Here is a 14,165-nt window from a genome sequence, read left to right as displayed (position 1 = left end):
TTATTTATTTCGCGATTCTTAGATCATTTAGTCTCCACTCATGCCGACATTCGGTCGCCTGATCTGGAGCTCTCAATTGAAACTGAATTTCCCGCTTCGCCTGCTCGCCGCCGCCTCACTGGCCGCTGCAAGCTTCCTGGCCCAGGCGGCCGATCTCACCGTCGCCTACCAGACCACCGTCGACCCGGCCAAAGTCGCGCAGGCCGACGGCGCCTACGAGAAAGCCACCAAGGCTGACATCAGTTGGCGCAAATTCGATAACGGCGCCGACATCATCGCCGCCATCGCGTCCGGCGATGTGCAGATCGGCTATCTCGGTTCGAGCCCGTTGACCGCCGCGATCACCCGCAAGGTACCGGTAGAAACCTTCCTGATTGCCACGCAAATCGGCGCCGCTGAAGCACTGGTCGCGCGCGACGGCTCCGGCATCAAGACTCCGCAGGATCTGATCGGCAAGAAAATCGCCGTGCCGTTCGTCTCCACCGGGCACTACAGCCTGCTCGCCGCGCTCAAGCACTGGAACATCGACCCGTCGAAAGTCACCGTGCTCAACCTCGCGCCGCCAGCCATCATCGCGGCGTGGAAACGCGGCGACATCGACGCCACTTACGTGTGGGATCCGGCACTGGGCGTGGCCAAGGAAAACGGCAAAGTGCTGATCACCTCCGGCGAGCTGGCCAAGTTCGGCGCGCCGACCTTCGATGCCTGGATCGTGCGCAAGGACTTCGCCGAGAAGCACCCGGAAATCGTCACCGCGTTCGCCAAGGTCACCCTCGACGCCTACGCCGCTTACCGCAAGGATCCGCAGGCCTGGCTGGCCAATCAGAGCAACGTCGACAAACTGGTCAAACTCTCCGGCGCCAAGGCCAGCGACATCCCATTGCTGCTGCAGGGCAACGTCTATCCATTGGCGGCGGATCAGGTCAGTGACCTCGGCGCGCCGACCACCAAAGCCATCACTGACACCGCCGCGTTCCTCAAGGAGCAAGGCAAGGTCGAAGCCGTCCTGCCGGACTACGCGCCTTACGTCAGCGCCAAATACATCACCAACTGATCGGGAGATAACAGCGATGGCCTTGCTACAGCTGGAGCGCATCAGCGCACAGTACCCGGGCAGCCCGGAGCCGGTGCTGGCGGATATTTCTCTGACCCTGGGGCCGCAGCAATTGCTGGTAGCCCTCGGCCCGTCCGGCAGTGGCAAGACTTCGCTGTTGAACCTGATTGCCGGCTTCGTCGAGCCGAGTGCCGGGCGCATCACCCTCGACGGCGTGCCGGTCAAAGGCCCGAGCGCCGAACGTGGCGTGGTGTTTCAGGACGACGCCTTGTTGCCTTGGCAGGATGTGTTGGCCAACGTCGCGTTCGGTCTGGAACTGGCCGGTGTCGCTAGGGACAAACGCGAAAAAATCGCCCGCGAAATGCTCGCGCTGGTTGATCTTTCCGGTTTCGAAAGCCGTCGTATCTGGCAACTCTCCGGCGGCCAGAAACAACGCGTCGGCCTCGCCCGCGCCCTCGCCGCCGACCCGCGCGTGTTGCTGATGGACGAGCCGTTCGGTGCGCTTGATGCATTCACTCGCGAGCAGATGCAGGAGCTGTTGCTGCAAGTCTGGCAACGCACCGCCAAGCCGGTTTTTCTGATTACCCACGATATTGAAGAAGCGGTGTTCCTCGCCACGGACCTGATTCTGCTGGCGCCGAATCCAGGGCAGATCGTTGAGCGTCTGCAATTGGATTTCGGTCAGCGTTATGCCGCTGGCGAGTCGGCCCGTGCGATCAAATCCGATCCGCGTTTTATCGAAACCCGCGAGCACGTGCTGAGCAAAGTCTTCTCGCAACGCAGCGCCGTACCCCGGCAGGAGCGCGCATGAGCAGTTACGACGTTTCCGCTGCGGCGGTGAAAACACCTTCGGTGAGCATCCCGGTGCGCCGCAGCCTCAGCACTCGCTGGATCAGCCTGCTGACCCTGTTCGGCCTGCTGGCGATCTGGTGGGCGGTGACCGCGACCGGCCTGATCGAACCGCTGTTCCTGCCGCCACCCTCCGCCGTCCTGCAAAAGGGCTGGTTGCTGGCGACCTCGGGATATATGGATTCGACGCTGTGGCAGCACCTGGGCGCGAGCCTGAGCCGCATCGGCCTGGGTCTCGCTTTTGCGATTCTCACCGCCGTGCCGGTGGGCATTGCCATCGGCGCCAACCGCATCGCCCGTGGTGTGCTCGATCCGCTGATCGAGTTCTACCGCCCGATCCCGCCGCTGGCCTATCTGCCGCTGATCGTAATTTGGTGCGGCATCGGCGAGTTGTCGAAAGTGCTGCTGATCTATCTGGCGATTTTTGCGCCGATTGCCATCGCCACCGCGACGGGTGTGCGCACGGTTGATCCAGCAAAACTGCGCGCCGCTCAGTCATTGGGCGCGACGCGCGCGCAGTTGATTCGCCATGTGATTTTGCCGAGCGCCCTGCCGGACATTCTCACCGGCGTGCGCATTGGTCTGGGCGTCGGCTGGTCGACCCTGGTCGCCGCTGAACTGATCGCGGCCACCAGTGGCCTGGGCTTCATGGTGCAGTCGGCCGCGCAGTTTCTGGTCACCGATGTCGTGGTGCTGGGGATTCTGGTCATCGCCCTGATCGCCTTCGCCATGGAAATGGGCCTGCGCGCATTGCAGCGCAGACTGGTGCCGTGGCACGGCCAGGCGCACTGACAAATTTTTGAATCACCCATGTAGGAGCTGCCGAAGGCTGCGATCTTTTGATCTTGATCTTCTTAAAAAGCAAGATCAAAAGATCGCAGCCTTCGGCAGCTCCTACAAAGGGTGGTCTCACCGAATTGAAGAGAACGACCATGAGCACCCTCAGCATCACCCCATTAAGCTCGGCCCTCGGTGCGCAGATCAGTGGCGTCGACATCAGCCAGCCGCTGAGCCTGGAACACCGCGACGCCATCGAACAGGCGCTGCTCAAGTATCAGGTGCTGTTCTTCCGCAACCAACCGATCGAGCCAGCGCAACAGGCACGCTTCGCGCATTATTTCGGCGACCTGCACATTCACCCGATCTACCCGAATGTGCCGGAACAACCGGAAGTACTGATCCTCGACACCGCCGTCACCGACGTGCGCGATAACGCGATTTGGCACACCGACGTGACCTTCCTGCCGACGCCGGCGATGGGCGCAGTGCTCAGCGCCAAGTTGCTGCCGGAGTTCGGTGGCGACACGTTGTGGGCCAGCGGGATCGCGGCATATGAAGCGTTGTCGGCGCCGATGAAAAGCCTGCTCGAAGGTCTGAGCGCCACCCACGATTTCACCCGATCGTTTCCACTCGAGCGCTACGGCAACACGCCTGAAGCGCTGGCGCAGTGGGAAGAAGCGCGGCGCAAGAATCCGCCGCTGTCGCACCCGGTGATCCGTACGCACCCGGTGAGCGGCCGGCGCTCACTGTTCGTCAATGAAGGGTTTACCTCGAAGATCAACGAGCTGTCGGAAACCGAGAGTGAGGCGATTCTGAAGTATCTGTTCGCCCATGCGACGCGACCGGAATTCACCATTCGCTGGCGCTGGCAGAAAGACGACATCGCCTTCTGGGATAACCGCGTGACGCAGCATTACGCGGTGGATGATTACCGCCCGGCGCGGCGGGTGATGCAGCGGGCGACGGTGTTGGGGGATGTGCCGTTCTTCAAGTGATAGCTGATGATCGTTCCCTCGCTCTGCGTGGGAATGCATCAACGGACGCTCCGCGTTCGGCTTTAGATGGGACGCAGAGCGTCCCGGGCGGCATTCCCACGCAGAGCGTGGGAACGATCCTCTCAGCGGCTTATTCGGCTGTCGAAGGCTTCTCCCAAAGATTGATCCCGCCCTCCTGGGCAAACCGGTCAATCTCCGCCAGCTCTTCAGCACTGAAATTCAGATTCTTCAGCGCGCCGACGTTCTCGATGATCTGCTCCGGCCGGCTCGCGCCGATCAGTGCCGAGGTCACTCGTGGATCACGCAGCGTCCACGCCAGTGCCAGTTGCGCCAGACTCTGGCCGCGACGCTGGGCGATCTCGTTCAGCGCCCGCACGTGAGCGATGTTGGCCTCGGACAAGTGCGAAGCCTGCAACGAACCACCGCCGGGACGATTGACTCGCGCATCGGCCGGCACGCCATTGAGGTATTTGTCGGTGAGCAAACCCTGCGCCAGCGGCGTGAAGGCGATGACGCCAGTGCCGAGTTCGTCAGTGGTATCGAGCAGATCCTTTTCCACCCAGCGATTGAGCAGGTTGTACGCCGGTTGATGAATCAGCAGCGGCACTTTCCATTCTTTCAGCAGCGCGGCCATTTCTCGGGTTTTCACCCCTGAGTAGGACGAGATGCCGATGTACAAAGCCTTGCCCTGCTGCACGGCGGTGGCGAGGGCGCTGGCGGTTTCTTCCAGTGGAGTGTCCGGGTCGAAGCGGTGCGAATAGAAGATGTCCACATAGTCCAGGCCGAGGCGTTGCAGGCTCTGGTCGAGGCTGGCCAGTACGTATTTGCGCGAACCGCCGCCCTGGCCGTACGGGCCGGGCCACATGTCCCAACCGGCCTTGCTGGAGATGATCAGCTCGTCGCGGTATTGCTTGAAGTCTTCGCGCAGCAGGCGACCGAAATTGATCTCGGCGCTGCCGTATGGCGGGCCGTAGTTGTTGGCCAGATCGAAATGGTTGATGCCCAGATCGAACGCGGTGCGCAGCAAGGCACGCTGGGTCTCGATCGGAGTGCTGTCGCCAAAGTTGTGCCACAGGCCCAGCGACAATGCCGGCAGCACCAGACCGCTGCGGCCGACGCGGCGGTAGGGAATGGAGTCGTAGCGATTTTCGGCAGCGGTGTAAGTCATCGAATCCTCTCTTGTCTGTCTTTTAGTCATCTGCAACCGGACACCTTTGTGGCGAGGGGATTTATCCCCGATGGATGGCGAAGCCGCCCCAAAACCTGAAACCTCGGCGAATCTGGTGTACCGAATGCGCTGGTTTTACGACTGCTTCGCAGCCGAACGGGGATGAATCCCCTCGCCACAAAAGCCCCATCAATCAGGCAAAGCGATTTGCAGGTCGAACCAGCTCCAGGTTCTGCCGCAACGTCCGGCCTTCATATCCAATTCTGAACAACCCGCCCAGCATACGCCCAAGCGGCGCGACGCCGACCTCCGGTTCGACCAATTGCTGAAACGTTTCACATTTTTTCCTGCGCTTCAGCCTCGCTGGATTGGCCATGCTCAAAGTGACACCGAGTTGGCCCCTTCGCGAGCAGGCTCGCTCCCACAGAGTTCTCCTGTGAACATGAAATTCATGTCCAGCCGAGATCCATTGTGGGAGCGAGCCTGCTCGCGAAGGCGGCCGATCAGGCAACACCCATTCACCAGGCCAAAACTGCCATGCACATCACCATCATCACTTTCTCCGGCCTGGTCCTGCTCGCACTGATGCTTTACATCGGCGACCCCATTGGCTTCAGCCGCCAGACCATGGCCTACCGCTTCGCAGCGCTATGGCTTGCGATGACCCTGATCAATGGCGCAGTCGGCGTAGTTCATGCGGGCGGCCGCTGGGTTTGGAAATAGCGCTTGGCAGCGCGGTATTCGGCATGCCGGCAGCAGCAACGGTGTTGTTCATGCTGCTGAGCGCCGAATCCCGAGCAGACCCGGCGCTCAGCCGCTGGATCAACGCACCAGATGCAGGAACTGCATGTGCCGTTCGTACTGGTCGAGGATGTCGTTGATGATCTGCTCTTTGGTGTAACCGACCAAATCGTAGTCCTGACTGCCCTCGCTCAAGTGCACTTCGGCGCGGTAGTAGCGGCGATTGTTGAGTTGCTTGGAACCCATGCCGCCGCGCGCGAACGATGGCGTGAAATAGCCGCGCATCTGCACCTGATAGATGAACGGATGCTGCTCGCCATGACCGATTTCCAGGCTGACGTTGTCATGCGCCGGATCCGGCTGAGTGACGACGTGCAGACCTTTCTCGACGAACACGGCGGTCACTTCTTCGATCGCCGGGCGCACTGTGCTTTCCATGAAGCGGTACACCTCGTCGCGGGACGGGAAGTGCACGGCCTGGCTCAGGCGCTGACGCCAGCCGCCGGTGCCACGCCGCGAACCGGAGACCGGCGCCAGCGAATGCAGCTGCGCGATCTGCTTCTGCGATTCCAGATAGAACGCCTTGTGCAGGCCCCACATCATCAGCAGCAGAATCAACGAGAACGGCAACGAGGTCAGCACCACCGCCGACTTCAGCGCATCGATGCTGCCGGAGAACAGCAGCGCACTGGTGATCAGCGCGGTCATCGCGCCCCAGAACACCCGCAGCCATTTCGGCCCGTCTTCATCCGGGTTACCGCCCTTCGCCGACAGGGTCGAGAGCACCACGGTGCCAGAGTCCGCAGACGTCACGAAGAACACGAAGCTGATGAACACCGTCACGGCGATGACGGTCTTGCTCCATGGGTAGGTTTCCAGCAGCAGATAAATGCTCATCGACGGATTGTCGATGGCCGACATGCCCAGCGCACTCATGCCGTGATTGAGCACCTGGTCCAAGGCGCTGTTGCCGAAGATCGACATCCACGCCAGGGTGAAACCGAGCGGGATCAACAGCACGCCGAAGACGAATTCACGGATAGTGCGGCCACGGGAGATCCGCGCAATGAACAGGCCCACGAACGGCGACCATGCAATCCACCAGGCCCAGTAGAACACTGTCCAGCCACCCAGCCAGTCACTCGGTTTGTCGTAGGCGTAGAGGTCGAAACTCTTCATCGGCAGGGCGCCGAGGTAGTCGCCGACGTTCTGGATCAGCGTGTTGAGCAGGTGCTGTGTCGGCCCGGCGAACAGCACGAACAGCAGCAGCCCGCAGGCCAGCAGCATGTTGATGTCGGACATCACCCGCACGCCTTTATCGACACCGGAGACCGCAACGATGATCGCCGCGCCCATCATCAGGGTGATCAGGCCGACCTGAATCCACTGGGTGTGGGCGATGCCGAACAGATAATCCAGACCGGAATTCAGATGCAACACGCCGAAGCCCATGTCGGCACCAAGGCCGAACACCGTGGCGATGATGCCGAAGCCGTCCACCGCGTAGCCGATCGGGCCGTTGATGCGTTTACCAATCAGCGGGTACAGCGCCGAACGCAGGGCCAGCGGCAGATTGTGCCGATAAGCGAAATAGGCCAGTGCCATGCCGACAAAGGCAAACACGCCCCAGCCATGCAGGCCCCAATGCAGAAACAGAATCTGCATCGCCTGGCGCGCCGCATCCGCCGTGCCCGCGTCGCCTTGCGGTGGCTGGAGCATATGGGTCAGCGGTTCGGAGACGCAGAAGAAGAACAGCGTGATGCTGATCCCGGCGGCGAACAGCATGCCGGCCCAGGACAGGTAACTGAATTCGGGCTCGTCGTGGTCGGCACCGAGTTTTATCTTGCCGTAGCCGGATAAGGCGGTGACCACCACGAAGACCAGATACAGGGTCATCGCGAGCATGTAGTACCAGCCGACCGTGTTGGCCGCCCAGTTTTGCGCTTCCAGCAACCAGGCGCCGGCCTGCTCAGGGATGGCGATGACGACAAGACCAAACAGCAGAATGACCGTCGCGGCGAAGTAGAACACCGGCGGATTCATGCGTACCAGACCGCTGGCGGGGGTAGACGATGCACTCATGAAACGTGCACCTCGAAGGTTTGAAGCGTGGCTGAAATGATCGGACTCAGCAAAGGCAAGCCTCCTGTTGTGAGCGGGCAGCGAACCACCGGTTTAACTTGAATGAACGTTCAAGTTAAACATGAATGGGGTGGTAAGGACTAATCGCAGGGCTGGGCGGTAGGTTTCCTACAGCGCCCAAAGAGGGGTATGACGCGGGTTTGGAGAGATTCGTTCACTGATGAATTGGCTTAAGGCCACTACCTTAATCCGACCTGGAAATCTCGCGAGCAGGCTCGCTCCCACATCTGAAACGCATTCCAATGTGGGAGCGAGCCTGCTCGCGAAGAGGCCCGATACAACAACACAGATTCAAGACTTACTTCTGCGTCCCGTCATCATGCTGCAGATTCGCCTGCGTCAGATTCGCCCCCGCCGGCACGCTACGTGTCAGCCAGACGTTGCCGCCAATGGTCGAGCCCTTGCCGATGGTGATCCGTCCGAGAATCGTCGCCCCGGCGTAAATCACCACGTCATCCTCAACGATCGGGTGACGCGGATGACCCTTCTGCAACTGGCCGTCCTCATCCGCCGGGAATCGCTTGGCCCCCAGCGTCACCGCCTGATAAATGCGCACCCGCTCACCAATGATCGCGGTTTCGCCAATCACCACACCGGTGCCGTGATCGATAAAGAAGCTGCGGCCGATCTGCGCGCCCGGGTGGATATCGATGCCCGTCGCCGAATGGGCGATCTCCGCGCTGATCCGCGCCAGCAGCGGCAGCCCGGCACGGTATAAATGGTGCGCGAGGCGATGGTGAATCACCGCAAGAATGCCCGGATAGCACAGCAGCACTTCATCAACGCTGCGTGCCGCCGGGTCGCCGTGATAGGCCGCGAGCACATCGGTGTCGAGCAGCGTGCGCAGGCCCGGCAAGGCCAAGGCGAAATCCTGCACGATCTGGATGGCGCGGGTTTCGACTTCACTGTCGTCCTGCGCGCTGTGGCGGGCAACGTAACGCAACTCCAGGCGCGTCTGCGCCAGCAAGGCATTCAGCGCTACATCAAGCGTGTGGCCGACGTAGAAATCTTCACTTTCTTCACGCAGATCGACCGGCCCCAGACGCATCGGGAACAGCGCGCCACACAGCGCCTCGAGGATTTCCGCCATCGCCGCTCGCGATGGCAATTCGCGGCCGCCCTGCTCCCCTGAAGCCCGGCCATTCTGTGCGCGCCACTGATCCCGCGCGCTGCGCAGCTGGCTGACGATGGTCTGCAATTGCCAATGGCTGGAACGCTCGCTCACGGTAAAGACTCCTTACGGGCGGCCGGACTATCTGGCCGCGTCATCGGCGCCTACTTTACGGCATGCCTTTGCCGACGGATTAAGAACCGATAGTGCTGGCCTCAGTCCATTTGGCTATAAGCGATTGGCGGTTGCCCGTGCAAAAACGCGTGCCTATAGTCCTTTCATTCTTCTGCGCCAGTACGGACCCATGATCAAACAACAGCTGCAACGCTTCCCCCGTCTCGAACTGCTGAGCCACCCCACGCCGCTGGAAAAACTCGAGCGCCTGTCCACTTGGCTCGGTCGCGAGGTGTACATCAAACGCGATGACCTGACGCCGCTGGCGATGGGTGGCAACAAGCTGCGCAAACTCGAATACCTCGCCGCCGACGCGCTCGCGCAAGGTGCTGACACGCTGATCACGGCCGGTGCGCTGCAATCGAACCACGTGCGCCAAACCGCCGCGCTGGCGGCGAAACTCGGCCTCGGTTGTGTGGCGCTCCTGGAAAACCCGCTGGGCACTGATGACGGAAATTACACCGGCAACGGCAACCGCCTGCTGCTGGATCTGTTCGACACCAAGGTCGAGTTGGTCGACAACCTCGACAACGCCGACGAACAACTGACCGCACTGGCCGTGCGCCTGCGCAGCAACGGCAAGAAGCCGTATCTGGTGCCGATCGGCGGCTCCAACGCCCTTGGTGCTCTGGGTTATGTGCGCGCCGGGCTGGAGCTGGCCGAGCAGATCAAGGACAGCGGCCTCGATTTCGCCGCAGTGGTGCTGGCGTCGGGCAGTGCCGGTACTCACAGTGGCCTCGGACTGGCGCTGAGTGAGGCGCTGCCGCAACTGCCGGTGATCGGCGTGACCGTTTCGCGCAGTGAAGAAGATCAGCGCCCGAAGGTGCAGGGGTTGGCCGAACGCACGGCGGAGCTGCTGGGCGTCGAGTTGCCGGCCAGCTTCAAGGTCGAGCTGTGGGACGAATATTTCGCCCCGCGTTATGGCGAGCCGAATGCCGGAACGCTGGCGGCGGTGAAACTGTTGGCGGCTCAGGAAGGTCTGTTGCTAGACCCGGTCTACACCGGCAAGGCCATGGCCGGTCTGCTCGACGGGATTGGCCGGCAGCGCTTCGATGACGGCCCGATCATCTTCCTGCACACCGGCGGCGCGCCGGCGTTGTTTGCCTACAAGGATTTTCTCACAAGATGATCACTGCAGATTGCAGATATCTGTAGCGAGGGGATTTATCCCCGTTGGGTCGCGGAGCGGCCCCTTGCTTTCGCAAGTGAGTACAACGTCGCAGGACTTCGCAACTGTTGTGCAGCCGAACGGGGATAAATCTCCTCGCCACAACAGAACTGGCACATATTCCAAAAAACTCTAAAAGAAACACAATCTAGTATTTTCAAGTCTAAAACAGACATCTTATAGTCTCGCCGCAGGCGAATTTCGGGCGAGACGCTTAAGCTGCTTTAAGGCAGGATAGCGCTGTCGTTCAAATCACCAATTTGCCTACATTCCTTAAGCGTCTTCCATAAGAAAACACAGGGGCTTGTCATGAATTTTTCCGCACTACGTCGCACTCTGCTGGTCGGTTCGCTGGGTCTTGCGCTCAGCGCCGGCCTGATCGGTCAGGCAGTGGCCGGTGAGCAGTTGCAACAGATCAAGGACAAAGGCGTGCTCAACGTCGGCCTGGAAGGCACTTACCCACCGTTCAGCTTCGTCGACGAGAACGGCAAGCTGTCGGGTTTTGAAGTCGAGCTGTCCGAAGCGCTGGCGCAAAAGCTCGGCGTCAAAGCCAAGATCCAGCCGACCAAATGGGATGGCATCCTCGCCGCACTGGAATCCAAGCGTCTGGATCTGGTGGTCAACCAAGTGACAATCTCCGACGAGCGCAAGAAGAAGTATGACTTCTCCGAACCGTACACCGTCTCCGGCATCCAGGCCCTCGTGCTGAAAAGCAAAGAGTCGGCGCTGAACATCAAGACTGCCGCTGACCTGTCCGGCAAGAAAGTCGGTGTCGGCCTGGGCACTAACTACGAGCAGTGGGTTCGCGCCAACGTGCCGGGTGCTGACGTGCGCACCTACGATGATGATCCGACCAAGTTCGCCGACCTCAACAACGGTCGTACCGATGCCATCCTGATCGACCGTCTGGCTGCCCTCGAATACGCCAAGAAAGCCCCGAAAACCGTCGCTGCCGGTGAGGCCTTCTCGCGTCAGGAATCCGGTATCGCCCTGCGCAAAGGCGAGCCTGAACTGCTCGCTGCGGTGAACAAGGCGCTCGACGAACTGCGTGCTGACGGCACTCTCGAGAAACTGTCGAAGAAATACTTCAACGCAGACGTCACTAAATAATGGAAGAGGCTTTCCAACTCGCGCTGGATTCCGCGCCCTTTCTGTTGAAGGGCGCGTACTACACGGTAGTCCTCAGCCTCGGCGGGATGTTCTTCGGTCTGCTGCTGGGCTTCGGCCTCGCGCTGATGCGCCTGTCGCGCTTCAAATCGGTCAGTTGGCTGGCACGCATTTACGTGTCGTTCTTTCGCGGCACGCCGTTGCTGGTGCAGCTGTTCGTGATCTATTACGGCTTGCCGCAACTGGGCATGGAGCTTGATCCGCTGCCGGCAGCGCTGATCGGTTTCTCGCTGAACATGGCCGCCTACGCCTGTGAAATCCTCCGTGCCGCGATCGGTTCGATCGAACGCGGTCAGTGGGAAGCTGCCGCGAGTATCGGCATGACCCGCGCGCAGACCCTGCGCCGGGCCATCCTGCCGCAAGCGATGCGCACGGCATTGCCGCCGCTGGGCAACAGCTTCATTTCGCTGGTCAAGGACACGGCGCTGGCCGCGACCATTCAGGTGCCGGAGCTGTTCCGTCAGGCGCAGCTGATTACCGCCCGGACTTTCGAAGTCTTCACCATGTATCTTGCCGCCGCGCTGATCTACTGGATTCTGGCCACGGTGCTTTCGCACTTGCAGAACAAGTTGGAAGAGCGGGTCAATCGGCACGACCAGGAGTCCTGACGCGATGATTGTCGTGGAAAAACTGACCAAGCAATTCAAGGGTCAGGTCGTGCTCAACGGCATCGACCTTGAGGTAAAGGAAGGCGAAGTCGTCGCGATCATCGGCCCCAGTGGCTCGGGGAAAACGACGTTCCTGCGTTGCCTGAATTTCCTCGAAGAACCCACCAGCGGCCGGATCAAGGTCGGCGATATCGAAATCGATACCAGCCGCCCGCTGAACCAGCAGCAGAGTCTGGTGCGCAACCTGCGCCAGCACGTCGGCTTCGTGTTCCAGAATTTCAACCTGTTCCCACACCGCACAGCTTTGGAAAACGTCATCGAGGGCCCGATCGTGGTCAAGAAGATGCCGCGCGACCAGGCAGTTGCTCTGGGTAAAAAGCTGTTGACCAAAGTGGGGCTTGCCGGCAAAGAGGACGCCTATCCGCGCCGTCTCTCCGGTGGCCAGCAACAGCGCGTGGCGATTGCCCGGGCGCTGGCGATGGAGCCGGAAGTGATTCTGTTCGACGAACCGACTTCAGCGCTCGACCCGGAACTGGTCGGTGAAGTGCTGGCAACCATTCGCGGTCTTGCCGAAGAAAATCGCACCATGGTGATTGTCACCCACGAAATGGGTTTTGCCCGTGACGTGGCCAATCGCGTGGTGTTTTTCGACAAGGGCGTAATTGTTGAACAGGGTGAAGCCAAGGCACTGTTTGCCAACCCGAAAGAAGAACGCACCAAACAGTTTCTCAGCAAGTTTCTGAATCACGCCTGAGAACTTTCTCTGCCACAGCCCTCAACTTCCACGGACGGAAGTTATCCCTGTCCCGGTATTTCATTCTTCTGAACATTTATTACTTGTGCGCGTAGATATACATTGCGCAACGATGACGCACATTCTCGATTCGTCATATTTCCATACGTTTGCCGGTGAACGAACCCGCACAAAACGCCGCAAAACCGCTGTTTATCTGTAGCTGATTTCGCGCTTACACCTAGGCTTAGTGCCTCGATGACGTAGGAGCTTTCTGATTAACTTGTAATTTACGCATTAACTAACCCCCTCTATTGACACCCCTCTCCGTAGACTTTTATCTAGTCGGCAACCGGCGCCCCTTAGTTCAAACAACCCGCACTAATACCGAGCAGATACTTGTCGCTTTTATTGCCAGTTGATTCGCGCCTTTTTTCCAGAAACGGATTTCGCTGCAAGACTTCAAGGAGAGAAACCGATGACCCGCACTTCGCATACACCCGAACTTGCAGCGCCAACGCTGGCATGCGCACAAAAAACCGGCATCAACCAGGCGACAGCGGCCCATCTGCTGATCGATGTACCGCCCTACCGCGACATGGACGTTGGCGATCTGATCGAACTGTTCTGGAACAAATGCTATGTCGCGTCAAAAGTCCTCAGCGCAGACGATGTGGGTGAGTCGGTCAGCCTGCGGGTGCCGGAGAGTTTCATCACCAATGGCACCGCGCGCATTCACTATCGCGTGATGCAGGTCGGCCAAGGTCCGGCACTGTCGGCGGCGACCCGGGTGCAAGTCAAACTCGATTGCCCCGGGGGCCAGCCCACTGGGCAGTGCGAAGACGAAAACCAGCAACTGGCACCAGTGACCATCCCCGAAGCGATTCGCCGTCAAGGCGTGAATCCCAGCCAGATCAAACGCGGCGTGCCGCTGACTATAGAGCCTTACCTGAACATGGCAGAAGACGACGCCATCACATTGCGCTGGGGCGATGTGCGCATGGATCTGGCGGCGCTCACTGCGGCCGACGTCGGGCTGCCGATTCAGGTCTGGGTGCCACCGGCGGTCATTGTCGAAGCGGGCGAAGACCTGCGGCTGGACGTGACCTACTGCATCCTCGACCGGGTCGGTAACAACTCGCGCTGGGCACCGCCGCGCACGTTGAAAATCGGTTGCGTGAATCCGTACGTAAAAGTCCCGTTGAAACCCGAATTCAAGGCCGCTGAATCACGTACCAAGTGAGACCTGCTCAGGGGTGGGAGGTCAGTTATCTCTCACCTGACCCTCGTTAACCAAGCCGAACATCCACCCTTCTATACATATTCCTAAAAGTTAGTTTATTTAATTTTTATACACGCTTAGGGTATATGAACCGGACCACCGGACATTCTTTCAATCGTCGCACTTCGCGGCGTTTTTCATGAGATGTGAGGTAGGTATGGTCCGGAACACAATCACCCCAGTGCAGATCGCC

General features: G+C 60.0%; 12 protein-coding genes and 1 pseudogene. 10 read left to right on the top strand and 3 right to left on the bottom strand.

From position 1 onward, the window contains the following. The first annotated feature begins 76 nt into the window (after positions 1-76). From tauA to tauD, 4 genes are all read left to right on the top strand, one after another. The gene (gene tauA, locus D8U60_RS18740) at positions 77-1,054 is read left to right on the top strand and encodes a taurine ABC transporter substrate-binding protein (RefSeq protein WP_024011179.1); all 978 of its coding nucleotides are present in this window, start codon (positions 77-79) and stop codon (positions 1,052-1,054) included. Positions 1,055-1,070: 16 nt separating this feature from the next. Next, on the top strand, positions 1,071-1,865 hold the full coding sequence (gene tauB, locus D8U60_RS18735; protein ID WP_024011178.1) for a taurine ABC transporter ATP-binding subunit: 795 nt from the start codon (positions 1,071-1,073) through the stop codon (positions 1,863-1,865). Next, positions 1,862-2,695, top strand: coding sequence for a taurine ABC transporter permease TauC (gene tauC / locus D8U60_RS18730; protein WP_122881282.1), 834 nt, complete (start codon positions 1,862-1,864; stop codon positions 2,693-2,695). Before tauB ends, tauC begins: the two co-directional genes overlap by 4 nt. Before the next feature lie 140 nt (positions 2,696-2,835). Further along, complete coding sequence (tauD, locus tag D8U60_RS18725) at positions 2,836-3,678, top strand: taurine dioxygenase (protein WP_130900661.1); 843 nt, start codon at positions 2,836-2,838, stop codon at positions 3,676-3,678. A 130-nt stretch (positions 3,679-3,808) separates the two neighbouring features. On the opposite strand, the gene mgrA is transcribed toward tauD, so the two are convergent. Beyond that, entirely contained in the window at positions 3,809-4,846 is a 1,038-nt protein-coding gene (mgrA, locus tag D8U60_RS18720) for an L-glyceraldehyde 3-phosphate reductase (RefSeq protein WP_016772192.1), read from the bottom strand. 537 nt (positions 4,847-5,383) lie between these two features. On the opposite strand from mgrA, the pseudogene D8U60_RS18710 reads away from it, so the two are divergent. Further along, positions 5,384-5,640 (top strand): annotated as a pseudogene (locus D8U60_RS18710) (hypothetical protein); the annotation flags it as partial. A 28-nt stretch (positions 5,641-5,668) separates the two neighbouring features. Here D8U60_RS18710 and betT read toward each other — a convergent pair. Beyond that, positions 5,669-7,630 (bottom strand): choline transporter BetT, encoded by a 1,962-nt coding sequence (betT, locus tag D8U60_RS18705; protein ID WP_167333564.1) that lies wholly within the window; start codon positions 7,628-7,630, stop codon positions 5,669-5,671. A 397-nt stretch (positions 7,631-8,027) separates the two neighbouring features. Continuing rightward, on the bottom strand, positions 8,028-8,954 hold the full coding sequence (epsC, locus tag D8U60_RS18700; protein WP_024011175.1) for a serine O-acetyltransferase EpsC: 927 nt from the start codon (positions 8,952-8,954) through the stop codon (positions 8,028-8,030). Between the two features lie 190 nt (positions 8,955-9,144). On the opposite strand from epsC, the gene D8U60_RS18695 reads away from it, so the two are divergent. The 5 genes from D8U60_RS18695 to D8U60_RS18675 all read left to right on the top strand — a co-directional run bounded on the left by D8U60_RS18695 (position 9,145) and on the right by D8U60_RS18675 (position 13,933). Further along, positions 9,145-10,143, top strand: coding sequence for a D-cysteine desulfhydrase (locus tag D8U60_RS18695; protein ID WP_130900659.1), 999 nt, complete (start codon positions 9,145-9,147; stop codon positions 10,141-10,143). A gap of 348 nt (positions 10,144-10,491) precedes the next feature. Further along, entirely contained in the window at positions 10,492-11,292 is an 801-nt protein-coding gene (tcyJ, locus tag D8U60_RS18690) for a cystine ABC transporter substrate-binding protein (protein ID WP_122508407.1), read from the top strand. After that, a complete protein-coding gene (gene tcyL, locus D8U60_RS18685; protein ID WP_016772200.1) occupies positions 11,292-11,957 on the top strand; it encodes a cystine ABC transporter permease in 666 nt (221 codons plus the stop codon). Before tcyJ ends, tcyL begins: the two co-directional genes overlap by 1 nt. A gap of 4 nt (positions 11,958-11,961) precedes the next feature. After that, positions 11,962-12,711: an L-cystine ABC transporter ATP-binding protein TcyN gene (gene tcyN / locus D8U60_RS18680; protein WP_076565047.1), complete on the top strand. Its 750-nt coding sequence runs from the start codon at positions 11,962-11,964 to the stop codon at positions 12,709-12,711. Positions 12,712-13,168: 457 nt separating this feature from the next. Next, the gene (locus D8U60_RS18675) at positions 13,169-13,933 is read left to right on the top strand and encodes a hypothetical protein (protein ID WP_122698827.1); all 765 of its coding nucleotides are present in this window, start codon (positions 13,169-13,171) and stop codon (positions 13,931-13,933) included. The last annotated feature ends 232 nt before the right edge of the window (positions 13,934-14,165 follow it).

Origin of the sequence: Pseudomonas sp. Sample_11 (genome assembly GCF_004307505.1) — a bacterium.
Classification (GTDB): Bacteria; Pseudomonadota; Gammaproteobacteria; order Pseudomonadales; family Pseudomonadaceae; genus Aquipseudomonas; species Aquipseudomonas atacamensis.
The sequence above is the reverse complement of the archived record's forward strand: the minus strand, read 5'-3'. Positions and strand labels throughout refer to the sequence as shown.

What these genes read in the sequence shown, in the direction of transcription:
- betT (WP_167333564.1), bottom strand. Translation starts at nt 7,630, where the DNA reads ATGAATCCGCCGGTGTTCTACTTCGCCGCGACGGTCATTCTGCTGTTT.
- tcyJ (WP_122508407.1), top strand. Translation starts at nt 10,492, where the DNA reads ATGAATTTTTCCGCACTACGTCGCACTCTGCTGGTCGGTTCGCTGGGT.
- tauD (WP_130900661.1), top strand. Translation starts at nt 2,836, where the DNA reads ATGAGCACCCTCAGCATCACCCCATTAAGCTCGGCCCTCGGTGCGCAG.
- mgrA (WP_016772192.1), bottom strand. Translation starts at nt 4,846, where the DNA reads ATGACTTACACCGCTGCCGAAAATCGCTACGACTCCATTCCCTACCGC.
- tcyN (WP_076565047.1), top strand. Translation starts at nt 11,962, where the DNA reads ATGATTGTCGTGGAAAAACTGACCAAGCAATTCAAGGGTCAGGTCGTG.
- tcyL (WP_016772200.1), top strand. Translation starts at nt 11,292, where the DNA reads ATGGAAGAGGCTTTCCAACTCGCGCTGGATTCCGCGCCCTTTCTGTTG.
- tauB (WP_024011178.1), top strand. Translation starts at nt 1,071, where the DNA reads ATGGCCTTGCTACAGCTGGAGCGCATCAGCGCACAGTACCCGGGCAGC.
- D8U60_RS18675 (WP_122698827.1), top strand. Translation starts at nt 13,169, where the DNA reads ATGACCCGCACTTCGCATACACCCGAACTTGCAGCGCCAACGCTGGCA.
- D8U60_RS18695 (WP_130900659.1), top strand. Translation starts at nt 9,145, where the DNA reads ATGATCAAACAACAGCTGCAACGCTTCCCCCGTCTCGAACTGCTGAGC.
- tauC (WP_122881282.1), top strand. Translation starts at nt 1,862, where the DNA reads ATGAGCAGTTACGACGTTTCCGCTGCGGCGGTGAAAACACCTTCGGTG.